This window comes from Actinoplanes philippinensis, from assembly GCF_900113015.1.
In the GTDB taxonomy this organism is placed as follows: Bacteria; Actinomycetota; Actinomycetes; order Mycobacteriales; family Micromonosporaceae; genus Actinoplanes; species Actinoplanes philippinensis.
Window position 1 is genome coordinate 677,034 of the sequence record NZ_FONV01000002.1, and the last position, 24,001, is coordinate 701,034.

Annotated in this window: 20 protein-coding genes and 1 tRNA gene; 10 read left to right on the forward strand and 11 right to left on the reverse strand. The window is 67.5% G+C overall.

Going from position 1 to position 24,001, the window contains the following annotated elements; all coding sequences use genetic code 11:
* Positions 1–116: 116 nt before the first annotated feature.
* Positions 117–962: a hypothetical protein gene (locus BM290_RS06535; protein ID WP_093611260.1), complete on the reverse strand. Its 846-nt coding sequence runs from the start codon at positions 960–962 to the stop codon at positions 117–119.
* Between the two features lie 686 nt (positions 963–1,648).
* The gene (locus BM290_RS06540) at positions 1,649–3,127 is read right to left on the reverse strand and encodes a Fic family protein (RefSeq protein WP_177319601.1); all 1,479 of its coding nucleotides are present in this window, start codon (positions 3,125–3,127) and stop codon (positions 1,649–1,651) included.
* A gap of 316 nt (positions 3,128–3,443) precedes the next feature.
* Between BM290_RS06540 and BM290_RS06545 the strand changes: the two genes are divergently transcribed.
* A complete protein-coding gene (locus tag BM290_RS06545) occupies positions 3,444–3,758 on the forward strand; it encodes a tyrosine-type recombinase/integrase (RefSeq protein WP_239143411.1) in 315 nt (104 codons plus the stop codon).
* Between the two features lie 230 nt (positions 3,759–3,988).
* Here BM290_RS06545 and BM290_RS47120 read toward each other — a convergent pair whose 3' ends face one another.
* From BM290_RS47120 to BM290_RS06570, 6 genes are all read right to left on the reverse strand, one after another.
* Positions 3,989–4,573 carry a hypothetical protein gene (locus BM290_RS47120; RefSeq protein ID WP_143133635.1) on the reverse strand — a complete coding sequence of 195 codons (585 nt, stop codon included), beginning with the start codon at positions 4,571–4,573 and terminating at the stop codon, positions 3,989–3,991.
* A gap of 247 nt (positions 4,574–4,820) precedes the next feature.
* A complete protein-coding gene (locus BM290_RS06550) occupies positions 4,821–6,509 on the reverse strand; it encodes a zinc ribbon domain-containing protein (protein ID WP_093610989.1) in 1,689 nt (562 codons plus the stop codon).
* 467 nt (positions 6,510–6,976) lie between these two features.
* Positions 6,977–7,051 (reverse strand) — tRNA-Val (locus tag BM290_RS06555).
* Positions 7,052–7,161: 110 nt separating this feature from the next.
* Positions 7,162–7,626 (reverse strand): peroxiredoxin, encoded by a 465-nt coding sequence (locus BM290_RS06560; protein WP_093610991.1) that lies wholly within the window; start codon positions 7,624–7,626, stop codon positions 7,162–7,164.
* 74 nt (positions 7,627–7,700) lie between these two features.
* Positions 7,701–8,132, reverse strand: coding sequence for a DUF3052 domain-containing protein (locus BM290_RS06565; protein ID WP_043525386.1), 432 nt, complete (start codon positions 8,130–8,132; stop codon positions 7,701–7,703).
* Positions 8,133–8,231: 99 nt separating this feature from the next.
* On the reverse strand, positions 8,232–10,613 hold the full coding sequence (locus BM290_RS06570) for a transketolase C-terminal domain-containing protein (RefSeq protein ID WP_093610993.1): 2,382 nt from the start codon (positions 10,611–10,613) through the stop codon (positions 8,232–8,234).
* Positions 10,614–10,800: 187 nt separating this feature from the next.
* Between BM290_RS06570 and BM290_RS06575 the strand changes: the two genes are divergently transcribed.
* Together BM290_RS06575 and aceE are read left to right on the forward strand one after the other, a co-directional pair.
* A complete protein-coding gene (locus tag BM290_RS06575; protein ID WP_093610995.1) occupies positions 10,801–11,205 on the forward strand; it encodes a secondary thiamine-phosphate synthase enzyme YjbQ in 405 nt (134 codons plus the stop codon).
* A gap of 170 nt (positions 11,206–11,375) precedes the next feature.
* Positions 11,376–14,114: a pyruvate dehydrogenase (acetyl-transferring), homodimeric type gene (gene aceE / locus BM290_RS06580; protein ID WP_093610997.1), complete on the forward strand. Its 2,739-nt coding sequence runs from the start codon at positions 11,376–11,378 to the stop codon at positions 14,112–14,114.
* A 60-nt stretch (positions 14,115–14,174) separates the two neighbouring features.
* On the opposite strand, the gene BM290_RS06585 is transcribed toward aceE, so the two are convergent.
* Positions 14,175–14,708, reverse strand: coding sequence for a dihydrofolate reductase family protein (locus BM290_RS06585; protein WP_093610999.1), 534 nt, complete (start codon positions 14,706–14,708; stop codon positions 14,175–14,177).
* A 95-nt stretch (positions 14,709–14,803) separates the two neighbouring features.
* Here BM290_RS06585 and BM290_RS06590 point away from each other — a divergent pair, with 95 nt between their 5' ends.
* The 3 genes from BM290_RS06590 (at position 14,804) to BM290_RS06600 (ending at position 19,308) form a co-directional block, all read left to right on the forward strand.
* Entirely contained in the window at positions 14,804–16,909 is a 2,106-nt protein-coding gene (locus BM290_RS06590) for a methyl-accepting chemotaxis protein (RefSeq protein ID WP_239143412.1), read from the forward strand.
* Positions 16,910–16,934: 25 nt separating this feature from the next.
* A complete protein-coding gene (gltX, locus tag BM290_RS06595; protein WP_093611003.1) occupies positions 16,935–18,341 on the forward strand; it encodes a glutamate--tRNA ligase in 1,407 nt (468 codons plus the stop codon).
* 301 nt (positions 18,342–18,642) lie between these two features.
* Entirely contained in the window at positions 18,643–19,308 is a 666-nt protein-coding gene (locus tag BM290_RS06600) for a hypothetical protein (protein ID WP_093611005.1), read from the forward strand.
* Here the strand turns inward: BM290_RS06600 and BM290_RS06605 are convergent.
* A complete protein-coding gene (locus BM290_RS06605; protein WP_093611262.1) occupies positions 19,289–19,891 on the reverse strand; it encodes a TetR/AcrR family transcriptional regulator in 603 nt (200 codons plus the stop codon). The genes BM290_RS06600 and BM290_RS06605 overlap by 20 nt on opposite strands.
* Positions 19,892–19,963: 72 nt before the next feature.
* Positions 19,964–20,188, reverse strand: a complete 225-nt coding sequence (locus tag BM290_RS06610) for a hypothetical protein (protein ID WP_093611007.1) — start codon at positions 20,186–20,188, stop codon at positions 19,964–19,966.
* Positions 20,189–20,511: 323 nt separating this feature from the next.
* Between BM290_RS06610 and BM290_RS06615 the strand changes: the two genes are divergently transcribed.
* The 4 genes from BM290_RS06615 (at position 20,512) to BM290_RS06630 (ending at position 24,001) form a co-directional block, all read left to right on the forward strand.
* On the forward strand, positions 20,512–21,666 hold the full coding sequence (locus BM290_RS06615; RefSeq protein ID WP_239143417.1) for a PucR family transcriptional regulator: 1,155 nt from the start codon (positions 20,512–20,514) through the stop codon (positions 21,664–21,666).
* Between the two features lie 159 nt (positions 21,667–21,825).
* Positions 21,826–22,755 carry an ACP S-malonyltransferase gene (locus BM290_RS06620; protein ID WP_093611011.1) on the forward strand — a complete coding sequence of 310 codons (930 nt, stop codon included), beginning with the start codon at positions 21,826–21,828 and terminating at the stop codon, positions 22,753–22,755.
* Positions 22,752–23,702 carry a beta-ketoacyl-ACP synthase III gene (locus tag BM290_RS06625; protein ID WP_093611013.1) on the forward strand — a complete coding sequence of 317 codons (951 nt, stop codon included), beginning with the start codon at positions 22,752–22,754 and terminating at the stop codon, positions 23,700–23,702. The genes BM290_RS06620 and BM290_RS06625 overlap by 4 nt, the downstream gene beginning before the upstream one ends.
* Before the next feature lie 56 nt (positions 23,703–23,758).
* Positions 23,759–24,001, forward strand: coding sequence for an acyl carrier protein (locus BM290_RS06630; RefSeq protein ID WP_092547088.1), 243 nt, complete (start codon positions 23,759–23,761; stop codon positions 23,999–24,001).

A 24,001-nucleotide genomic window follows, 5' to 3' on the forward strand; every position in this document is an offset into this window, starting at 1 on the left:
CGTCATGCGCCTGTTGTCATACACACGGCCACTGCACGTGTTGACTGCACCGCACGTCTTGACTGCACCGCACGTCTTGACTGCACCGCACGTCTTGACTGCACTGCACGTCTTGACTATGTGCGGGCCAGGTCGCGGTAGGCGTCGATCACGGCTTCGGTGCGTCCGGCCAGGTCGGGCCCGCTCTCCACGGCGGCCGGAACGCCGGCCACCCGGGCGAGCGTCCGCTCGGCGTGCCGGGCCGTCGCGGCGACCTGCCGTTCACGGATGAAGCTCTCCCCCGCACGGGCCGCCGCGTCGATGCTGCCGAGAATCCGGTTGGCGGCGTCACCCGCCTCCCGCCACGCCTCGTCGGCACGTTCCCGCTGCCGGTCGGCCGCCACCCGGGCCGGGCTGTCCACGGGGATGTCGGCGTCGCGTACCCCCGCGAGCTCCTCCCGGACCCGGCGCAGCTCCTGGCGCCGCCCCAGAACCTCGGCCAGCTCGCCGAGCGCGCGGGTCAGAGACCGGTCCGCAAGGACCGGATCGATCATGTCGCCGAGCGCCGGCCAGGTCCGCCGGACGCGCCGCGCCCCGTCCAGCGCCCCCGCGAACGCGGCCCGCTCCGGCACCGACCACAACACACACGACGCGTCATCCCGCGGCACCGCGAACACCGCCTCCTGCGCCGCCCGGGCCTGCCGCCGCCACACCCCGCCAACGAGAACGGCACTCCCGCCGACTGCGAGCCACCAGCTGACCCCGGCGGCCGCAAGCACAGCCGAAACAAGAAGCAGCGGCAGCGCGAGACGAGCAGCGAAGGTCACCCGTTCCTCCCGGCCACGCCCGCTGGGCGCCCGGCAGACACTTTCCACCAGCATCCCGGTCCGCTCCCGGCGGGCGATCCCACTGCGCATCTTCAGCGGGTACGGCGAGACGACCACTTTCTCGAAGTCGATCCCGGCGTGCAGTTCCGTACCCACGAAGCCCTCCATGCCCGTCACCCATCCATCCGGGCGGGCCCCGGCCGCCGAGGGGAAACCGGCCCGGACCCGCCCACCGCGGCCCCGCCGCAGACGCATTCCGAATCGGCCCACCCGTCCCCCACATGAGCCCACCCCCGTTGCACCCCGGTTGCCTCTCCCGGAACGCGCCGACGGCCGGCCTCGACAGAGGCGGAAGGCAGCTGGCCGTCAGAGTCGCCGCAAGACACATTCGACAGCGCTCAGGAAGTGAAGGGCGACGAAGACACCCGAGGCGAGGAACCACACGGGCCGCCGACGACCGAGACGGGCCGATCAGGCGCAACCACCGTGATGCGGGGTTTCCGGGGGCTCGGCCCCCGGAAAAGACATCCAACGGCTTGAAGTAGCCATGATACCTAACCCGGATGGCGGAAATGGCCGCGAATAGTGCCATTCCGCCTCGCTTGCCAACAAAATTACCCGATCATCAAAGATCTAATAATTCGCTCGACAATTAAGGAGAAATCGCCGCCGTCCCTCAACTCCGCGGTTGCAATATCTTAAATATTATTTGGACCCCAGTCCGGAACACAAAGGCTTGACCACTTCCCAATCGCCCTCGCCTTGGACTTCGGAAATCACCAATGCGCGAAACTCGCCCTTCATCAACACACGCCAGAGGACACGCACTTTGATGTTGAAGGCTAGCCCAATCCATTGCTGAAACTTGCAATAGCAGCAGCCAGCGAGCGATCGGCAAGATCGAGAACCTCAGGCCATCGATTATCCGCGACGTCAGTATAGACGAGAGTCACGCTGTCATCTGGGGTTGGGTTTAGCAATGATGTCGGTCGAGATACGTCGTTCTCGCCGAGATTCTCGACGGATTCAGCAAAAGCCGTTACAGCGAGTACCCCCGTTTCGCCTCGCCCTACTTTTTGAATCGCAACCACGTATCGCAGGGTTTGATTAAAAACAGTCAGACGCAACTGTGTCCACCAGCATCCCTCGCGAAGATTGCTATAAAAATCTACGGCATTTGCGGTACGAATGATTTGGGTCCGCCACCAACCAGCACGCTCTTCACCAGGTGCCGCTTGGAATACAACAGCATCGGCCGCTGGATCGACTGCACGGAAAGCTTCACGGAATTGATCACGAACGCTTCGTACGTATTCACCAGTCTTGGCGTGAAGGTCAGCGCCAAGTGTTGCAGTCTGCTCTTTCTGCTCCTCGCCCCTGCCCTGAACCAAGACCCGAAGTCGATCGGCATAGGCTCGGGCAACATCTACAGCGCCTGACCCGACAGGCATCACCTCTACCGGCCTGATAAGTTCCGAGCGGAGCGCAATCCCCTCTAACCTAGCGAAGAGCCGGACCAATGGACGCAGATCTCCAGCGCTAGCGTTTTCGAGCGTCGCAATATAATCGACCCGTTGACGCCGGTCAACCACTAGCGGCGCATAGCGCGCCTGCAGTAAAACCAAAAGCGTGAGAGCACGAGCTACGCGGCCATTTCCATCAGAGAAAGGATGAATCGAAGTAAACTGATGATGCAACCACGCGGCGCGGATTATCGGGTGCGTGCTCGAGGACTTACCGTACTCAACGAGCAGCATTTCCATTGCAGACTGCACATGCTCGGGAGGCGCAAACTCGACGATGTCGCCTTCCGCAGTCACCGCCTGGTTCTTGTGCGTCTTCCAGCTTCCGTGAGAAAGAGCTTTATGCACAATCCGGCCGAACTGATCCTGAGCTTCATAAGTCATCTGATGACGTGTAATCAGGACGTGAAGTTCTCGAATGAAATGAAGCGACAGGTCGACACCACCGCGACAAGCTTCTGCAAGATAGTCGAGAGCAGAATACTGATCACGAATAACTGCGAGGGTGTCCTCGGTGATACCCCCTTCACGCTCTGCAGCATTAAGCGTGAGGCCTTCGGCAACAAGAGCTTCCGTGACTCCCCAATCCAGGTCATACAGGCGCTCGATGATTCCCGTCTCGATCGCATGGCGACGCAGACTGCGCTTGCGGGCCTCCTGGATTTCTTCGCTCGTTGCGAGGCTAAGAGTCTCTTCCCAAACCCGCCGGAGATCATCGATGGTGGCGAGTAAAGCAGCGACATCGCCGTTCAACTCAGGAACCGGATCAACGCTCCGCCAGGAAAATTTTGCTGCCACGGCCGAGATTCTACGCGATGCCTGGAGCTAGGGATACGAGTACCTACGAAATGAACCGCCTCGAACCGACCCCGCGCCTAGAGTTCATGGCAATAGCCCGCCGACCAACTCCCGCCGAGACAAAGGTATGGCAATTCGGCATTCCGTCACCGAAGGGAGGTGTTCCGCGCCGATTGCTCCCGGCACGCCAGCAGATGTCCTCAGAAGCACGGAGGCGGCCTCAAAGAGGTCGACGTGAAGTCGCGTGCCGGTCGCCGTGCTGTGGGGATTCCAGCCCTCATCGTGGCGGCTCTCCGCGAGCACAAGAAGGTCCAGGATGCGGAGAGGGAACGCGCCCTCCAACTGTGGGAGGAGGGCGGCTGGGTTTTCGCTCAACAGAACGGCCGGCCGATCGATCCACGACGCTTGGAAGGAATTGCTCCAAGAGGCCGGCGTCCGTGACGCTCGCCTGCACGACGCCCGCCACAAGGCGGCAACGATGCTCCTGGTCCTTGGGGTGCCGACCCGAGCCGGCATGGAGGTTATGGGCTGGTCCCAAATGGCCATGAATACTCGGTATCAACACCTTGCGCCGGATCTCGCTAAAGACATCGCCAACCAAGTCGCCGGACTGCTTTGGAAGACGAACTGACCCTCGGAAAGACACAGGAAGCGGGTCAGATGACGAAGCACTGGGTCAGCCGGATTCGTCATTTGACCCGTTCGTCTGGCAGAGACCCGATTAGTCGCTTGCCTCCAAACCCTGCAGGGCATCCGCCAACTATGCGGGCTTCGAGCAACTCTCTCCCCACGGCAGCACGTTGACGACACAACGGATACCGAATGGCTCAGTTGAATTCGAGCAGCATACGGGCGGCACCCTCAGGGAGAAGCGTAGCGATTCAGAATTCCGGATTGAAGCGTTCTATACACAGAGTAGGCCGTTCCTCGCATTAGACCGTCCTCCTGGGAGCGCATGAGATCAATGAAAGGTTGAAAGAACTTCCTATCATCACTCCATCTACCCACAAGAATTCGCTCACGTATCCATCGCTGCACGATGTGTTCGTATAGCGATCGATTATATTCTCGCACCAGATTGGTGCATGCTTTCGCGGCCATGTGAAAGTGCGGCATGTCAACGACCACGTTCATTGCTCCAGTCGATCTACCCAGCCCGAGAGCGCGGGCATTGCCCCGATTCAATACTCCCTGCGAGTGCACCGCAGCGTGGCGCATGTGGCACACCTTTTCAAAATCAGAAACCGCAACGCCAAGCGAAGACCTGTCCACCCATGTAAGGCCAGCAATCTTCTTGGACATCTCTTTGATGCCGAGCTTGCCTGCGAAGCTTACTCGCTCAAAAAGCCCCAGAGCGGCTTGGTCAGCACCGTAGAAATCGATTGCCCCAAAAGCAATTTCGCTGTCCGCGAGTGAATCTTTCGCTAGCGGACAGAAAGAGGTCAAGCCGAACAGTGTAGTCCTGAAGTAAGCCTCGGTTCCGGTGACTAATCCGAGGATCAGAAGCCTTCCGAGAGTAGGGCTATCACGTAATTGATCAGGCTGCCCAAGAGTGAGAGTATGGCGTATCGTTTCATAGAACGTATCGATCGGGCTCCCATTGGACTGCGTTGGCACGCAGCATCGAGTAAGGTCAAGCGTGAGAGACTCCGGGGGATGATTGACGAACATTGCCTGAGTCGAAGAATTTCGCCTAGACACTGACAAACTCTTCTGCATAGCGCCGGATACGTGCGGCCCAAATTGGACCAACACCTGGAACGGCACGGATTTCTATGTTCTCCTCGTCTAGGAGCACATCATTAACCGTCCGAATCGAGGTGAACTTTTTTAGCCCTGCGAGTTTCTTGGAAGTTAAAGGCAATTGGTCGATTGGCGTTCGAAGTAGGTCCGCGTAAATCGACGCGCTCTGCAAGGGTCGGCCACACTTCATACAAAATTGGGCCTCCTCAGAAAGTCGCGGGGCGCCGCAGTTTTGACAGGGCACCAAGTCAAGCGTGCAGCGTTCTTCGTAGCCACTTCCCAAGAGTCGATGCACCTGTGTGCGCACGAAGGCATGAGAATCACGCTCAACCAGGCTGGTAGTAACATCACTCAAGGAAAAACTACGCCCAAGATTCAAGGCATTCGCCTCAATGAGCAGGCCGTAGTGCACGGTGTAGCGATGGAAGACGCCTTTTACACCGCGAGAGACGGCATCGCTTTTCCGAAGGAGTCCAGCATATTCTAACATCGAAAGCATTCGGGAAAGCTCGGGCGGAAATGGCTCCGGGAAGGCCACAGTAACGGCCTTTTTGTTCAAAGGCCTTTCTGCATTATAATTCTGCACCGCCCGCGCTATCGCCGTCTCAAGCTCCTCGCCTGTGGTTACGAAGTTTTTGTAGCGCGGCAGCTTTGAAGAAAGTGCCTTGAAGATATTCCGAACCGAGGCAACGTGGTCGGATACCGCACGTTCCGCCTTCGCCCGAGTCGGAGCCTGATCGCCGTCCTCCTCTACCCCCAGGAGCTGCGAAAGCATCACCAGAAAGCCCCGCGGCAGCCCAAAAGAGGCTAGTGCTAGATAGTCTACCAAGTCGGTTCGACCTCGTAGTCGAGTCTTGTAAGAATCAGGAAGTCTGCGTTCTACCATCTCTCGCATAGTGCCGAGATAGTCTTCTTCTTCAGGTCGGTACCATGCTTCCACGACCTCTGCCTCATGCCCAACGTGAAAGTTGGGCGAGTAGCTTGTGATACCCGGATAGACAGCGGCTTTTGCGGAAACAACTCTAGAGCGAAGCTCACGAAAAATTTCAAAGAACTCGCGCTGCTGGTCAGGGGAGAATGCATGGGCGGCATCATCAAGGAGCAGGACGCAACGACGGCGTCCTAGGCTTTCGACCCAGCCTTCGAGGAGACCTAGAAGCTGACTAGGCGTGAGGAAGTTATCTGGCAGCGACGGATCCTTGCCGGATTCCAGATCATGCACGAAAGATTGTCCAGGCTGAACCCATTTAGCCAAAGAATTGGGCAGCTGTCGCTTATCCTCCTGCACAGCATCCCGGACACCCAGAACAATCTTTGTCAGTACCCATTGGCGAAAAATTTGTAGCGCATTCGCCGCGCGATGAAAGAGGGGCTCCAAAGCGAGCGATCTGCTGTAGTTGACGTAAACAGCAAGATCCTTCCCCTCCTCATGCATTTCGAAGTACGATTGACGAAGTAGAGTAGACTTTCCCGAGCCTCGTGGGCCAATCAGAAGTTTGGCGCCCGGGCCCTTGAGACGACTTAATATGGCTTTATCACGTAAGGTTGTCGCGGTCCATTGAGTGAGTTCCTTCTTGGATAGAAACTCTGCTCGAACTTCAAAAATACTGGATAGTAGCTCTTCGTCAATCTCAGACACGCGCGTCCTCCGGCAATCGGTGTGGACAGCATAGTGCAACACGCTAGCTCGTAGCTACGCAAAGTGCGCGGGCGCCTCAGGCCATGATCATGATCATTCGCTACTGAGAGCACACGCCCGCCCGGCCGTTACCAACCCCAGCGCGAGAGAAGTTGCTATTGCGAATCGTGATAGCTCAGCGGGTTGGTTACAGGCCATCATGAACGTCGTGCGGACGAGCGATTCGAAGGCCCAGAGGCACGGAGGTCGCGTCGTAGGGCACTCCGGCACTCATTTGTGGCTGCCTCACGGCAACACGAGAGCCTCGCAACCCGGAACCACCGGCAAGTCACACGACACCTCGCCCGAACTCCCGATAACCATCATCGAGCAAAGTGCAGGGACCGTTCTGAAGACGATATGAGACAAGAATTGAGACGGGAGCGGCTTGCCGGAATTCCGGCGAGCCGCTCCCGCGCTGCTCACGATGGTGGGCGCGGTAGGTTTCGAACCTACGACCCCTCGCTTGTAAGGCGAGTGCTCTCCCACTGAGCTACGCGCCCGGCACGGCATGTTGCCGGAGCAGTCATCCTACCCTGCCGCTGATCGAGGGCAGCGACTGGCAACGGCCCGCGCTCAGGGGGGGAGGGCAGCGACTGGCGACGGCCCGCGGTCAGGGGGTCAGGGTGGCGACGGCCTCGCGCCAGGCCTTCTGGTCCCGTGGCTGGCCGGGGCCGTTCACCTCGGACCAGCGGAGGATGCCGTCGGCGTCGATCAGGAACGTGCCCCGCACGGCGTAGCCGCGGTCGTGGTCGAAGACTCCGTAGGCCTGCGCCACCTCGCCGTGCGGCCAGAAGTCGGCCAGCAGTGGGAATTCGAAGCCCTCCTGGCCGGCCCACACCTTGTGGCTGTAGACCGAGTCGACGCTCACCGTCAGGACCTGGAGGTGGTCGCCGGTGTAGTCGGGCAGGTTCTGCTGGATCTCGGTCAGCTCGCCGTGGCAGTGGCGGCTGAACGCCAGGGGGTAGAAGACCAGCAGGACCGCCTTGCGACCGCGGAAGTCGCTGAGGCGTACCTCCTGGTTGTTCTGATCCTTGAGAAGGAAGTCGGGGGCCGGCTCGCCCACGGTGATCGGCATCCTCCCAGACTAGGGCAAACACCTTAGGGCCGGCGCCCGTGGGGGCGCCGACCTGGAGCGGGAGGGGCAGTGAGTTACTTCTTCTTGGCGCCCCGGGGGGAGACCAGGCGGGCGCCGGTCCAGTCTTTGCCGGCGTTGACCGTCGACGTCTGCTGGAGGCCCGCGGTGGGGGCGGACTCGCTGATCTCGCTCGGCTCGACGTGGCCGTCGCGGCCGGCTTTCGGGGTCAGCAGCCACACCACGCCGTTGTCGGCGAGGGGGCCGAGGGCATCGGTGAGGATCTCGAAGAGGTCACCGTCGCCGTCGCGGTACCACAACAGCACCGCATCGACGACCTCGTCGGTGTCTTCGTCGACCATGTCACCGACGCGTTCGGTCAGGGCGTCACGGAGATCCTCGTCGACATCGTCGTCGTATCCCATCTCCATGACCACCATGTTCGGCTCCAGGCCGAACCGGTCCGCCAGGCTACGTACGCCGTCGGCCTGACCCGCGGTCGCGCTCACTGTCCAAATCCTCCTAGCCGTCGAAAATGTTCCGGAACCTGGGGGTAGTCCACACATTCCGGAGCCGGTGCGCAAGTGGCGCACCGAGTGTGTGGCAATTTACCGTGCCAGCAGTGCGTGGGCACCCTGTGTGATGGCATCCTCTCCCACGAGGACGTGCTGGGCAGCCGGACCGAGCGGAACGGGCACGTCGGCGGCGGCGACGCGGCGCACGGATCCCACGAACGAGCCGTCCACGAGCGCGGCGAGGACGCCCTCGCCGACACCGCCGGAGCGCCGGGTCTCGTCGACGATCAGGACGCGGCCGGTGACGTTCGCCTCGCGCACCAGGTCAGCGACGGGTAGTGGGTTGAGCCAGCGCAGGTCGACGACGCGGGCGCCGTATCCGTCGGCGGCGAGGCGGGCGGCGACACGCAGCGACATCCGGACGCCGTTGCCGTACGTCACGATGGTCACGTCCTGGGCGGTGCCGAGCGCGTAGGTGCGGGCCCGGCCGATCGGGATGTGCTCGTCGGCCCACGCGCCGGGGGCCGAGTAGGGGGCGAGCCATTCGCTGTCGCCTTGCTGATAGAGGTCCCTCGTCTGGTAGACGGCGACCGGCTCGAGGAAGACGCTGACGGTCCCGTCGGCCTCGGCGGCGGCGAGGCAGGAGCGGAGCATCGGCGCGGCGTCGGCGGCGCGGGCGGGGACCGCGACGACGAGGCCGGGGACGTCCCGGAGCGCGGCGACGGTGTTGTCGTTGGCGAGGTGGCCCCCGATGCCGTACGGCTGGGCGAGCCCGGGCACGCGCAGCACGAGCGGGTTGCGGTAGGCGCCGGCCGACAGGTACGCCATGCCGGCCGCCTCGGCGCGCAGTTGCTCGGCCGCGCCGTGCAGGGCGGCGAGACCGTCCAGCTCGGGGACGGGGAGCAGGCCGGCCAGTCCGGCGCCGGCGGCCAGCCCGAGGATCGTGGCGGGGTCGGGCGGGCTGTCGAAGACCCGCTCGGGGTCGTGGGCGGCGAGCCCGGTGGTGACGCCGTGGCGGCCGCCGCGGGTGGTGGCGGGTCCGAAGACGAGCAGGCCGGGCTGGGCCGCGAGGGCGTCGGTGAGGGTGGCGGTGATGGTCTGGGCGAGGGTCATCGGCCCGGCGTCCTCGGGGAGCCGGCCGTCGAAGGCGCGCAGCCGTCCGGGCGCGCCGGCGCCGAGGGCCCGGCCGGCGGTCTCGGTGACGGCGTGCGCGACGCGCAGCGGGCGGCGGGCCGCGAGCGAGGCGACGACCTCGGCGGCGGAGGTGAGCTTGGGCTCGCCGAGCACCTCCTCGGCGGCTTTGCGGACCTGCCAGCCGATCTCGTCGTAACGGGTGATCACCTCGTCCGGCCCGTAGAGCCCCGCCTCGACGAGCAGCCGGGCGGCGCTGATCAGGGGGTCACGGTCCAGGCCGTCGCCGGGCTCCGGGTCGCCGGGGCTGCCGAGCAGGAGCACGGTGGACAGGTGCAGGACGGCGGGGCGGCGCTCGGCGCGGACGAAGGCCACGGCCTCGACCGCGGCGTCGTACGCCGCAGCCAGATCACACCCGTCGGCGTACGTGTACCGCACGCCGGGCCGGCCACGCAGGGCCGCGCCGGTCCACCCGTCGGCGCCGGGCCGGCCGGGGGTGTTGTCCTCGCAGATCAGCAGGAGCGGCACCGGCTGGCCGGCCAGCGCGAGACGGCCGGCCGCGTGCAGGGCCGCGGTGGCCCCGGCGCCGCCCGCCCCGCCGTCGCCGAAGGAGGCGGCCACGACGGCGTCCTCGGGCCACGGTGAGCCGCCGGAGGCGGACGGACCGGGCGCGGAAAGACCGGGCGCGGAGGGACGGGACGCCGATGGACCGGGCGCGGAAAGACCAGGCGCGGAAAGACCGGGCGCGGAAAGACCGGGCGCGGAGGGACGGGACGCCGATGGACCGGGCGCGGACCGGCCGAGGGCGTGGGCCAGGCCGACGGCGCGGGGCAGGTGGCCGCCCGAGGAGGAGAGCGCCGGGATGAGGTGCAGAGCGGGATTGCCGAAGATCTTGTCGCGGCCGCCGGTGATCGGGTCGCGGACCGAGGCGACGACACCACGCAGCACGTCACGGGCGGCCTCGTCGAGGCGGCGGGCCGGGTCGTCACCGGCGGCGCCGGGGTGGGCGGTGGCCCGTACGCAATAGAAGGCCGCCGAACGATGGTGCAGCAGTGCCGGGTCGTCGCCGCGCAGCGCCGCGGCGACCGCGGCGTTGCCCTCGTGGCCGGACGACCCGCCGGTGTGGAAGCCCTCGTTGAAGCTGCGCAGCCAGCGCGCGGCGAGGTCGAGGTGGCGGCTGGTCAGCTGGGCGTCGAAGAGCTCCCGGGCGAGGGCGCCGGTGAGGCCGGCGCCGTCGCGGACCGGATCACCGGGGGCACGCCCGGACTCCGGTGGTCGAAGGGCCGAAACCGCATCGCGGAACCGCTCGTCGAGGCTTTGCGGAGTGGTCACGCAATTCAGCATTCCCGACCGCGGCCGGTGATGCCACTGCGAGAACGATCGATCTGGGACACACGGGCCGTCACCCGGTGGTGTACTCGACGACATGATCTTGTGGTGCGCCGTCGTGCGCCTGGCGCAGTGCGTGTGCTGGCTGGCCGGCGTCGCCTCCGTGTTCCTGCTGCTCGATCTGTACACATAGGCTCGGCGGATGCGCACCGAACTGATCACCGTACGGACCGGCGGCTCCCCCGCTGTCGTGGACATCACCCGCGAGGCGGCGTCGTTCGTCCAGTCCGAGAGGGACGGCCTGCTGAACGTCTTCGTGCCGCACGCGACCGCCGGGGTGGCGATCATCGAGACCGGGGCGGGCTCCGACGACGACCTGCTGACGGCGATCGACGAGCTGCTGCCGACCGAGGACAAGTGGCAGCACCGGCACGGCTCGCGGGGCCACGGCCGCGATCACGTGCTTCCGGCGTGGATCGCGCCGTACGCCACGTTGCCGGTGATCAACGGCCAGATCGCGCTCGGCACGTGGCAGTCGATCTGCCTGGTGGACACCAACGGCGACAACCCGATCCGGCAGGTGCGTTTCTCCTTCCTGGAAGGCTGAGGCCGGAGGCCCCCGCACAAAGTTACTGGTCAGTACGTGTGTCGAGCATCGCTGAGACACCGGGTAGACGTGACGACGCACACCGTAAGGGGGCAGGATGGAGGCCTACTCCGCGCGATTCGCCACCAAGGGTCGCCCGGACTCCGACACTCACACCTAGAGGATTGCCTGTGGCCACGGAGCGCAAGCGCCCGGTGATCAGCGATGGCCTGCCGAGCCAGCTTCCCGACATCGACCCTGAAGAGACCAACGAATGGGTCGAGTCGCTCAACGGAGTCATCGACGAACGCGGCGCGAAAAGAGCCCGTTATGTGATGTTGCGCCTGCTGGAGCGGGCCCGGGAGCGACAGGTCGGCGTGCCGCCACTGACGTCCACGGACTACATCAACACCATCCCGCCGGAGCGTGAGCCCTGGTTCCCGGGTGACGAGTTCGTCGAGCGGCGGATCCGGGCCTACATCCGGTGGAACGCGGCGATGCTGGTGCACCGCGCGCAGCGGCCGGAGATCGGCGTCGGCGGGCACATCTCGACCTACGCGTCGAGCGCCAGCCTCTACGAGGTCGGCATGAACCACTTCTTCCGGGGCAAGGACCATCCCGGCGGTGGCGACCACATCTTCTACCAGGGCCACGCCTCCCCCGGCATGTATGCGCGGGCGTTCCTGGAGGGCCGGCTCACCACCCACCAGCTGGACGGTTTCCGGCAGGAGCTGTCGCACCCGGGTGGCGGCCTCCCGTCGTACCCCCATCCGCGCCTCATGCCGGACTTCTGGGAGTTCCCGACGGTCAGCATGGGCCTCGGCCCGCTGAACGCGATCTACCAGGCCCGGTACAACCGGTACCTGCACAACCGCGGGATCAAGGACACCAGCCAGCAGAACGTCTGGGCGTTCCTCGGCGACGGCGAGATGGACGAGGTCGAGTCGCTCGGCGCGATCGGCCTGGCCGCCCGCGAGGAGCTCGACAACCTCACCTTCGTGATCAACTGCAACCTGCAGCGTCTCGACGGCCCGGTGCGCGGCAACGGCAAGGTCATCCAGGAGCTGGAGGCCTTCTTCCGCGGCGCCGGGTGGAACGTGATCAAGGTCGTCTGGGGCCGCGAGTGGGACTCGCTGCTCGCCGCCGACACCGACGGCGCGCTGGTCAACCTGATGAACGTGACGCCCGACGGCGACTACCAGACCTACAAGGGCGAGTCCGGGCTGTACGTGCGGGAGCACTTCTTCGGCCGTGACCCGCGCACCCGCAAGCTCGTCGAGGGCATGACCGACGACGAGATCTGGAACCTCAAGCGCGGCGGCCACGACTACCGCAAGCTCTACGCGGCCTACAAGGCGGCCTCCGAGCACACCGGCCAGCCGACCGTGATCCTGGCCAAGACCGTCAAGGGCTGGACGCTGGGGTCGCACTTCGAGGCCCGTAACGCCACGCACCAGATGAAGAAGCTGACCCTGGACGACCTCAAGGGCTTCCGGGACCGGCTCTACCTCGACATCAGCGACAAGCAGCTCGAGGAGAACCCGTACCTTCCGCCGTACTTCCACCCCGGTGAGAAGTCCGACGAGTACGAGTACATGATGGAGCGCCGTCGTGAGCTGGGCGGCTCGATCCCGAGCCGGCGGACCAAGCCGAAGTCGCTGGCGATCCCGGACTCGAAGGCGTTCAGCGGCCTCAAGGGCGGCAGCGGCAAGCAGAAGGTCGCCACCACGATGGCCTTCGTCCGCCTGCTCAAGGACCTCATGAAGGACAAGGAGTTCGGGGCCCGCTGGGTGCCGATCATCCCGGACGAGGCCCGTACCTTCGGCATGGACTCGCTCTTCCCGACCAAGAAGATCTACTCGCCGCACGGCCAGACCTACACCTCCGTCGACCGGGAGCTGTTCCTGTCGTACAAGGAGGCCACGAACGGCCAGATCCTGCACGAGGGCATCAACGAGGCGGGCTCCACGGCGAGCTTCATCGCGGCCGGCACGTCGTATGCGACGCACGACGAGCCGATGATCCCGCTGTACATCTTCTACTCGATGTTCGGGTTCCAGCGCACCGCCGACGAGCTGTGGGCGGCCGCCGACCAGATGACCCGTGGCTTCCTGCTCGGCGCCACCGCCGGCCGGACCACGCTCAACGGTGAGGGCCTGCAGCACGAGGACGGGCACTCGCTGCTGATCGCGGCGACGAACCCGGCGGTGGTCTCCTACGACCCCGCGTTCGGGTTCGAGATCGCGCACATCATGGAGCACGGCCTGCACCGGATGTACGGGGAGAAGCAGGAGAACATCTTCTACTACCTCACCATCTACAACGAGCCGGCCATCCAGCCCGCCGAGCCGGCGGACCTCGACACCGAGGGCCTGCTCAAGGGCATCTACCGGTTCAGCGAGAGCCCGCAGAAGGACGGACCGAAGGCGCAGCTGCTGGCCTCCGGCACCGGCATGCGGTGGGCGCTCAAGGCGCAGGAGCTGCTCGCCCAGGACTGGGGCGTCAGCGCCGACGTGTGGTCGGTCACCTCGTGGACCGAGCTGCGCCGCGACGCGATCGAGGCGGAGGAGCACAACCTGCTCCACCCGAGCGACGCGCCGCGCAAGCCGTACATCCAGCAGAAACTGGAGGCCACCGAGGGCCCGTCGGTCGCGGTCAGCGACTGGATGCGGGCCGTACCGGACCTGATCAGCCGGTGGGTGCCGAACGGCTACACCTCGCTGGGCACCGACGGCTTCGGCATGAGCGACACCCGGCACGCGCTGCGCCGCCACTTCCACGTGGACGGCGAGTCGGTGACCGTGGCGACGCTGCGCGAGCTGGCACTGCGGGGCCAGGTTCCGGCGCACGTGCCGGCCGAGGCCGCCAAGAAGTATGCGATCGACGACGTCAACGCCGCGCCGGTGGGCGAGACCGGCGGCGACTCGTAGGGACGCGATCGTAGGAGGCAACTGCCGAGGGGGGCCGATCCGGCCCCCCCTCGCGGTGTCTCAGGCGGGCACGTAGCCGATGACCTCGACACCGGTGGCCGAGCGCCAGCTGCCGTTGTGCGCCAGCGTGACCGCCGCCCCGGGCTCCCAGAGCGGGCGGCCTTCGCCGGCCACCACCGGGTAGATCATCAGCCGGTACTCGTCGATCAGCTTGTGTTCGGTCAGCAGGTTGAAGAGGCTCCCGCTGCCGTTGAGCATCAGCGTCTCCGAGCCGGTCTTGAGCTTCGCCACCGCCTCGACCACGTCGCCCTCGAGGAAGGTGGCGTTCCACTCCGGCTCGGTGAGCGTCCGGGTGGCCACGTACTTGGGCATCCCGTTCATCTTGGCGCCGAAGTCACCGGTCTCGGAGGCCATCCGCGGCCAGACCGCCTTGAGTCCCTCGTAGGTCTTGCGACCGAGCAGCAGCGCGTCGGCCTCCCGCAGGTTGTCGGCCTGCCACGCGCCGAGCTCGTCGTTGAAGTACGGCCCGCTCCAGACCGGCTCCTCGAAAACGCCGTCGAGGGTCATGTACTCCACCGCCACGATCTTGCCCATCGTTCCCACCTCGTCACATCGAGCTGCCCATTGAAAACGGCAACGAGCGGGCAGCCCGGTGGTAGCGGCGCAATGATCCAGGGGTGGGATTCCGGATGAGGCACAAACTGCTCCTGCTCGGCCTGGGCAGTGTCCTGGTGACCGCGCTCGTACTGGTCGCCGTGGGCGCCTGGCAGAGCGGCCGGTTCGCCGACAACACCGAGCGGGAGGTGCTGCGGCAGAACACCGCGGCGCTGACCCAGAGCGCCACCGACGTCAGCGCTCTGGTGCGGACCGTCGGCGACGAGATCCAGCAGGGCATGGACCGGAGCATGGCCAGCGCCTCGGCGTTCCTCGCGCAGAACGGCGGCATGCGGTTCGGCAGCGAACGGGTCACGTGGACCGCCGTGAACCAGGTGAACCAGGCGACCACGACGGTCAGCCTGCCCCGGGTCGAGATCGGCGGCGCCTGGCTCGGGCAGAACACCGACCTGAAACGCACCACACCGTTCGTCGACGACACGAAACGGCTGTCCGGGGCGACGATCACCGTCTTCCAGCGGATGAACGCGGACGGCGACCTGCTGCGGGTCGGCACGACCGTGAAGTCGGCGAAGGGCACCCGGGCGATCGGGACGTACATCCCGGCCAGCGCGGACGGCAAACCGAACGCGGTGGCCGCCTCGATCAAGGACGGCAAGCAGTACCGCGGCGTCGCGCTGGTGGTCGGCACGCCGTTCGTGTCCGTCTACGACCCGATCAAGAACGCGGCCGGCGCGGTGATCGGCGCGCTCTACGTCGGGGTGCCGCAGGCCGAGGCCCTGGTCAACCTGACCGCGACGATCAGCGCCATGAAGATCCAGAAGAACGGCTGGGTCTCGATCTACAGCACGGCCGCCGCCGACCGGGGCCGGATCGTCGCCTCCAGCATCTCCGGCGCCGCGGGACAGACCGTGCTCGACGCCACCGACGCCGCCGGCACGAAGTACGTCGAGGAGATCGTCACCAAGGCCACGGAACTGGCCGGCGACGCCACCTGGCAGGCCGAGTACCAGCTACCCGGGTCGGCCGGGGCGCCCGCGGGCGACACCACCACCACTGTCGCGTTCTATGCGCCGTACCAGTGGGCGGTGGCTCTGGGTGGCTACGACGCCGACGCCGACGCCGCGGTCACCGCGGTCCGGGACGGGCGCAGCACGATGCTGACGTCGTTCGTCATCGCCGCGGTGCTGCTGGCGGTGGCCGGGGCCGCCGCGGCGTACCTGCAGGCGTTCCGGATCTCACGCCGGATGGCCGGGCTGACCGGGGCGCTGACCCGGCTCGCCAACCACGACCTCACGGTGCGGATCGCCGATCGGGGACGCGACGAGATCGGCGAGGCCGCGACCGCGCTCGACACCGCGGTGACCGAGCTGCGCACGGTGATGCAGGAGGTGACCGGCGCCTCCGACGAGGTGGCCGGCACGGCCCGGCGGGTGACGGCCACCGGCGGCGCGATGTCGGCCGCCGCGGACACCGCGGCCGGCCGGGCCGACACGGTGAGCGCCTCGGCGGAGAGCGTGTCGCACGTGGTGGCGACGGTGGCGGCCGGCGCCGAGGAGATGGGCGCGTCGATCGCCGAGATCTCGCACAACGCCCAGGAGGCGGCGCAGGCCGGGCGGGACGGGGTGGGACTGACCGCGGCGGCCGCGGACGTCATCGCCGAGCTGCGGGCCTCGACCGCGAAGATCACCGACGTGGTGCAGCTGATCGCGACCATCGCCGAGCAGACCAACCTGCTGGCCCTGAACGCCACCATCGAGGCGGCCCGCGCGGGCGAGACCGGCAAGGGTTTCGCGGTGGTCGCCGGCGAGGTCAAGGAGCTGGCCCAGGAGACCGCCCGGGCGACCGAGGACGTCACCGGCCGGGTCGCCGCGATCGAGGCCGACACGGCCCGCGCGGTCACCGCGATCGACGCGATCTCGGCGCGGATCGCCCAGGTCAACGACTATCAGACGGCGATCGCGACGGCGGTCGAGGAGCAGGCCGCGACAACCGCCGAGATGGCCCGCAACATCTCCGAGGCGGCCGGCGGCAGCCGGGACATCGCCGACGGCATCGGTACGGTGAACGGCGCGATGCGCAGCACGCGGGACTCGGTGGCGGAGTCGCACCGGGCGGCCGACGAGCTGACCGCCACCGCGCAGCGTCTCACCGGCCTGGTCGGGCGCTTCACCGTGTGAGGCGGTCGGTCGGTAGTCTGGGGCGGTGACTGTTCGCGTACGTTTCGCACCCTCACCGACCGGCATGTTCCACGTCGGCGGCGCCCGCACCGCCCTGCAGAACTGGATCTACGCCCAGCAGCACGGCGGTGTCTTCGTGCTCCGGATCGAGGACACCGACGCGGCCCGCAACCGGCCCGAGTGGACCGAGGGCATCATCTCGGCGCTCGACTGGATCGGCATCGAGCGCGGGACGTATGAGGGCCCGCACTTCCAGTCGTCCTACGCGGCCGACCACACCGCCGCAGCGACCCGTCTCTACGGCGAGGGCAAGGCGTACTACTGCGACTGCACCCGCGACGACGTGGTGGCCCGCTCGGGCAACAAGCACACCGGCTACGACGGCTTCTGCCGCGACCGGGCGCTGGGGCCGGGCGAGGGCCGGGCGCTGCGCTTCCGGACGCCGGACGAGGGCGAGACCGTGGTCGAGGACCTGGTGCGCGGCAAGCCGACCTTCGAGAACCGGCTGATCGAGGACTTCGTCATCGCCCGCAGCGACGGCTCGGCGGTGTTCCTGCTGGCCAACGTGGTCGACGACCTCAGCATGGGGATCAACCACGTGTTCCGCGCCGAGGAGCACCTGCCCAACACGCCGAAACAGCAGCTGCTGTGGGAGGCGCTGGGCGCGACGCCGCCGGTCTGGGGCCACGTGCCGGTCCTGGTCAACGAGAAACGGCAGAAACTGTCGAAGCGCCGCGACAAGGTCGCCCTCGAGTCGTATCGGGACGAGGGTTACCTGGCCGCCGCCATGCGCAACTACCTGATGCTGCTCGGCTGGTCCCCGACCGGCGACCGCGAGATCGTCCCGTGGTCGGTGATCGAGGAGGAGTATCGGATCGAGGAGGTCAACCACGCGCCGGCGTTCTTCGACGTGAAGAAGCTGCGGGCGTTCAACGGCGAGTACATCCGGGCGCTCACCCCGAGCGAGTTCACCCAGGTCTGCGCGCCGTGGCTGACCGGCACCGAGACGATCCCGGCCCCGCCGTGGGATCCGGCGAAATTCGACGCCGAGACGTTCACCACCATCGCCCCGCTCGCGCAGACCCGGATCGCGGTCTTGTCCGAGATTGTGGAAAATGTCGACTTCCTCTTCCTGGACGAGCCGGTCCACGACGAGGCGTCCTGGGCGAAGGCCATGAAGGACGGCGCCGCGGAGATCCTCGACGCCACCGCGGACGCCTTCGGCGCCCTGACCGACTGGTCCGCCGAAACGCTGAAGGCGACACTCGAGGCGGTCGGTGAGGCGCGAGGTCTCAAATTGGGAAAGACCCAGGCGCCGGTACGGGTGGCGGTGACCGGCCGCACCATCGGCCTGCCGCTTTTCGAGTCGATCGAACTGCTCGGCCGCGAGCGCACGCTGGCGCGCATTTCCGCTGCTAGAGCGCGTCTCTGAGGCGCTTACCGCATTCGACGGCCGGCGCGCCACAGCCGGTCGTCGAATGCGGTGACGCTCTCCGTCACCAGGGTGACCACCACCCCCGCCTATTGCGCGGAGTGGGTACTATTCGGCGGCTGATCAACGGCCGTTCCCGTCTCCGCGGTCATCCCCACATGGCTCCAATTCACCCCGCCTCGAGATGCGAGCGGGGCGGCGCCCAGGGAGGCTGGAGACCTGTGGCCGTGACTCCGGTTCCACCGCCGGGCACGAGCAGCGGGTTGAGTGGGCCATGTCCATCCACAGGCGGGGAGGTCGGATGGTGCGGGGGGCGATCACCAGGCTGGTGACGGCGGCTGCGGGAGCAGTCGTCGCGCTGGCATTGACATTGGGAGGGGCGCCGGGGGCGGCACAGGCCGCGCCGAAAGCGCCTCCGAAAGCGGATGCGTTGCAGCTCGTCGGCAACGGTATCGAGGAGACCGTCCTGGTCCGACAGGACGAGCGGCCTCGGCTGTTCCAGATGCTGACCAGCGAGGTGGACTGGCTGGCGTCGGCGTCGTCGTCGAGTTCGGCGCCGAAAGCGGCCCAGCTGGGCCCGAAATACACGTTGACCCTGCTGGTCAAGGACGCACCGAGCCAGCTCTACCACCTGTACCCGCTGGCCCAGGGTGGTCCGCGGGCACATCGGCCGGCGAAGCAGCCGGCCGGCGGCAAGCAGACCGAGGCCTGGTTCTACGGCCGGCTCTCCATGCCCGAGTCGCTGCGCATGGGCGGCGCACCGCTGGAGATCAAGCCGGACGTGGTGCACGGCGGTATCGGTGGCGGCGTCGGCACCGACCTCGCGGTGGACCGGGTCAATCCGATGGAGGAGGTCAGCCAGGCGCTGGCCGAGTTCCGCCGGCTGTTCCTGCTCAACGGGGCGGTGCTGCTGGTCATCCTGACCGGGCTGGCCGGGATGGCGTTCCTCATCCGCCGGCGCGTCTGACGTCGTCCGGCTGTTCCACGCTCGTCCGGGGCGTCGCTGAGTTCTCGACCATACCGATCAGGTCTTCCAGGTCGGCGTCGAACTCGGCGGCGCCCTCGAGCATTTCCGGGGACGATCCGGGCAGGCCGCCGGTGACCTCGCCGGTGGTGTACCCGAGAAGGAACGCGCAGATCAGCCGGGCCTGGCGGGGCACCTCGGAGGCCGGCACGCCGGCGTCGGCCAGGATGCCCTGGAGCGCCGAGGCCAGCCAGGAGGCCGAGGGCCCGGCGGCCGACCGGTTCAGCAGCAGCGGGAAGGCGCTCGGGTGGGCGCGGGCCAGGGCGCGCACGGCCCGGCCCAGCGCGGACAGCCGGTGCCGCCAGTCCAGGTCCGCCGGGTTCCCGCCGACATAACCACCGAGTTCCAGGTGCAGCAGGTCGACCAGGCCGTCGAGGAGGGCGTCCTTGCCCCCGACGTACGGGTAGAGCGCCATCGAGGTGAGCCCCACGCGTTCCGCCACGGCCCGCATCGACATGGCCGCCAGCCCGCGCTCGTCCACCAGCGCGAGCGCCTGATCCAGGATCTGCCGTCTCTTGTCGTCCACCACGCCAACCTGACCAGTCCGGCCCCGTCCGATCGCGGAAACGCGCCCGTCACTCACCCGTACGGGGCAGGCTCAGCACCAGCGGCCGGGGGGACGGCCGCGGCCGGCGGCACGCCTGCGGGGGCGGACCGCGCCGTGCAGGTGCGCTCCGGCCCACCCGCGCAGCTCGGTGCGGCATCCGACCCGTCCGGTGCCCGGGTCCACGATCAGCTCCTCGTCGGCCGGCGGGGTTGCCGGCGAATCGTCGAGGGCGGGATCCCTTTCGGAGCACGCGAACGCGTCGTCCCGTTCCATCATCTCGCCTCCTCGATCCGTGCGCTGGGCGCCGGCTTCCCGGCACCGACTCTTCATCGGCACCATGACGTCCGGTGTTAACCCCCGGTCGGACCGCCGTCCGACACGATGCCAGGTCACCGACCGAAATCGCGGGAGAGGCGCACCGCTACGCCGGTCAAATGTCATCAAAAGCCCTCAAAAACCTCACCAGCCGCATTTCCGTCATATGTCACCCACTCGGAGGCAACCGGGCGGCCCGCGCCGCGGCGTGCAACCCTGTGCCCGTGGCAGACACCGACACCGGCACACCGGCCGAGGGCAGGCCGGATAACCCGGCGAAACCCCTGGCCCCGGGCACTCTGCGCCGCATCGAGCGGCAGGCCGGCAGCCTGGCCAGCGCGGCGGTCGCGCGTATGGACGAAACCCTCCCCTGGTTCCGGGCACTCCCGGCCGACCAACGTTCCTGGGTGATGCTCGTCGCACAGGCGGGTGTTCGATCTCTGGTCGAGTGGTTGCGGTCCGGCGGGACGGTCGCGGCCAGCACCGAGATCTCCGACGAGGTGTTCGCCGCGGCACCCCGCGCGCTGGCCCGGGTGATCACGCTCACCCACACGGTCGAGATGATCAAAGTGACCGTCGACGTGGCCGAGGCCGAGGTGCCCGGGTACGCCGAGTCCGGCGAGCAGCAGGCGCTGATCCAGGCCATCCTGCGGTTCTCCCGGGAGATCGCCTTCTCAGCCGCGCGGGTCTACGCCCGGGCCGCCGAGTCCCGCGGCGCCTGGGACGCCCGCCTGCAGGCCCTGCTGGTGGACGCGCTGCTGCGAGGTGACTCCTCCGACGTGCTGGCCAGCCGGGCGGCCGCGCTGGGCTGGGCGGACGCCCCGCCGGTCGCGGTGGTGGTGGGCCGCTCCCCCGGCGGGGACATCACGCCGGTGCTGCACGCCGTCTACCGGGCCGCACGGCGGGCGCGTCTCGAGGTGATCGCCGGGGTGCACGGCGACCGTCTGGTCGTGGTGGTCGGCGGGGCCACCGACCCGGTCGCCGCCGCGTCCGCGCTGGGCAGCGGGTTCGGCGAGGGCCCGGTGGTGGTCGGCCCGGCGGTGCCGTCACTGGACCAGGCCACCGAGTCGGCGCGGGCCGCGCTGGCCGGTTTCCGCGCGGCGCCGGCCTGGCCCGGTGCGCCGTCCCCGGTGGCCGCCGACGACCTGCTGCCCGAGCGGGTGCTCTCCGGCGACATGGACGCCCGGCGCAAGCTGCGGCACGACGTCTTCGGAGCACTGGCCCGGGCCGGGAGCGGACTGCTGGAGACCCTCGACGCGTTCTTCGCCTCGGGCAGCGTGCTGGAGAGCGCGGCCCGCGAGCTCTACGTACATCCGAACACGGTCCGTTACCGCCTGCGGCGGGTCGCGGAGGTCGCCGGGCTCTCCCCCCTGGACGGCCGGGACGCCTTCACCCTGCGCCTGGCGCTCACCATCGGCCGTCTGGACCCGGCAACGTGACCGGGATCTCTCACTATTCGACACGATCAGAGGAGGTATAAATGTGGCTGAAGTGACCCAAGAACACCTCTGTTTTGTAGGAACCCTACAACGCTGGTCGTAGGGTTTGGTCGTGCCCGGCTACCCCGGAAAGCCGCTGGATCCGGAAGAGTCGAGGACGTGCTCGCCGTACTCTCACCCGGCCAGGGTTCCCAGAAGCCCGGCTTCCTCACCCCCTGGCTCGATCTCCCGCACGCCGAGGCCCGCCTGACCGAGTGGTCCGCCCTCGCCGGCGTCGACCTGCTGCACCTCGGGACCCGCGCCGACGCCGAGGAGATCAAGGACACGGCGCGCACCCAGCCTCTGCTGGTGGCCGCCGCCCTGCTGGCCGGTGAGCAGCTGCCCCTGGAGCGGGCCGGCGTGATCGCCGGGCACAGCGTCGGCGAGCTGGCCGCCACCGCCCTGGCCGGCGTGTTCACCGCCGGCGACGCGATCACCCTGGCCGGGATCCGGGGCCGGGAGATGGCCGCCGCCTGCGCCCTCGAGGACACCGGCATGAGCGCCGTGCTCGGCGGCGAGCCGGACGAGGTGGTCGCCACCATCGAGAAGCACGGCCTGTTCCCGGCCAACCGCAACGGCGCCGGCCAGATCGTCGCCGCCGGCTCGCTGCCCGCGCTCGCCGAGTTCGCCGCCGCGCCGCCGGCCAAGGTCCGGGTGATCGCGCTCGCGGTGGCCGGCGCCTTCCACACGCCCTTCATGGCGCCCGCCGAGACCGCGCTGGCCGCCGCCGCGAGCGGCGTCACCGTGCACGACCCGGCCCGCCGGCTCCTGTCGAACCTGGACGGCACCGCCGTCACCGCCGGCGCCGAGATGCTGCAGCGCCTGATCCGCCAGGTCACCGCGCCGGTCCGATGGGACCTGTGCATGCGGGCCCTGAAAGACCTCGGCGTCACCGGCGTCATCGAGCTGCCCCCCGCCGGCACCCTCGCCGGCCTGGTCAAGCGGGAGCTCAAGGGCGACGGCGCCCCCGAGATCGTCACGCTCAACACCCCGGACGACCTGCCGGCCGCCCTCGATCTGATCGCCCGCACCGAAGGAGACGCACGATGACCGCGGGTTCCCGCATCCTCGCGATGGGCCACTACCAGCCGTCACGGGTGATCACCAATGACGACCTGGCCAGCACTCTGGACACCAACGACGCGTGGATCCGGGACCGGGTCGGCATCGCCGAGCGACGGGTCGCCGACGGCGAGTCGGTCGCCGACATGGCCACCTTCGCGGCCGAGAAGGCGCTGGCCACCTCCGGGCTCACCGCCTCCGACATCGACCTGGTCATCGTGGCGACCTGCTCGGCGATCGACCGCTGCCCCAACGTGGCGACCCGTGTCGCGGATCGCCTCGGGATCAACGCCCCCGGCGCGTTCGACGTCAACACCGCCTGTTCCGGGTTCTCCTACGCGCTCGCCACCGGCGACCACGCGATCCGGGCCGGGGCCTCCCGCAACGCCCTGGTGATCGGCGCGGAGAAGCTGTCCGACATCACCGACTGGTCCGACCGTACGACCGCGGTGCTCTTCGGCGACGGCGCGGGAGCGGCGGTCCTGACCGCCGTGCCGGACGGAGAGCCTGCCGGGATCGGCCCGGTGGTCTGGGGCTCCACCCCGGAGAAGGGCGAGGCCCTCAAGATCGCCGGGTGGCAGCCCTACATCAAGCAGGAGGGCCAGGCGGTGTTCCGCTGGGCCACCACCGCTCTCGCGCCGTTCGCGATCGAGGTCTGCGAGAAGGCCGGGATCGCCCCGTCCGAGCTGGCCGCCTTCGTCCCGCACCAGGCCAACACCCGGATCATCGACGGCATCGTCAAGCGGCTCGGCCTGAGCCCGGAGGCGATCGTCGCCAAGGACCTCGTCGAGTCGGGCAACACGTCCGCCGCGAGCGTCCCCCTGGCCCTGTCCAAGCTGATCGAGCGCGGGGAGCTGCCCTCCGGGGCGCCCGTGCTGCTCTTCGGCTTCGGCGGCGGCCTCACCTACGCCGGCCAGGTCGTCCGCTGCCCGTAAGGCGGGCTTCACCTGACCGTCGCAAGTCCGCACCATCGAGAGGAAAGATTCCCACAATGGCTACTCGCGCAGAGATCACCTCCGGCCTCGGAGAAATCCTCGAGGAGGTCGCCGGGGTGAACCCGGACGACGTCGCCGAGGAGAAGTCCTTCACCGACGACCTGGACGTCGACTCGCTCTCCATGGTCGAGGTCGTGGTGGCCGCCGAGGAGAAGTTCGGCGTCAAGATCCCGGACAACGAGGTGCAGAACCTCAAGACCGTCGGCGACGCCGTCAACTACATCGAGGCGAACCACTGA

Bases quoted from the DNA above. Each gene is read 5' to 3' on its own strand.
- BM290_RS06545 (WP_239143411.1), top strand. From the start codon at position 3,444: ATGCGGAGAGGGAACGCGCCCTCCAACTGTGGGAGGAGGGCGGCTGGG.
- BM290_RS06560 (WP_093610991.1), bottom strand. From the start codon at position 7,626: ATGCCGATCACCGTGGGCGAGCCGGCCCCCGACTTCCTTCTCAAGGAT.
- BM290_RS06570 (WP_093610993.1), bottom strand. From the start codon at position 10,613: ATGCTGAATTGCGTGACCACTCCGCAAAGCCTCGACGAGCGGTTCCGC.
- BM290_RS06575 (WP_093610995.1), top strand. From the start codon at position 10,801: ATGCGCACCGAACTGATCACCGTACGGACCGGCGGCTCCCCCGCTGTC.
- BM290_RS06585 (WP_093610999.1), bottom strand. From the start codon at position 14,708: ATGGGCAAGATCGTGGCGGTGGAGTACATGACCCTCGACGGCGTTTTC.
- BM290_RS06590 (WP_239143412.1), top strand. From the start codon at position 14,804: ATGAGGCACAAACTGCTCCTGCTCGGCCTGGGCAGTGTCCTGGTGACC.
- BM290_RS06600 (WP_093611005.1), top strand. From the start codon at position 18,643: ATGGTGCGGGGGGCGATCACCAGGCTGGTGACGGCGGCTGCGGGAGCA.
- BM290_RS06610 (WP_093611007.1), bottom strand. From the start codon at position 20,188: ATGATGGAACGGGACGACGCGTTCGCGTGCTCCGAAAGGGATCCCGCC.
- BM290_RS06625 (WP_093611013.1), top strand. From the start codon at position 22,752: ATGACCGCGGGTTCCCGCATCCTCGCGATGGGCCACTACCAGCCGTCA.
- BM290_RS06630 (WP_092547088.1), top strand. From the start codon at position 23,759: ATGGCTACTCGCGCAGAGATCACCTCCGGCCTCGGAGAAATCCTCGAG.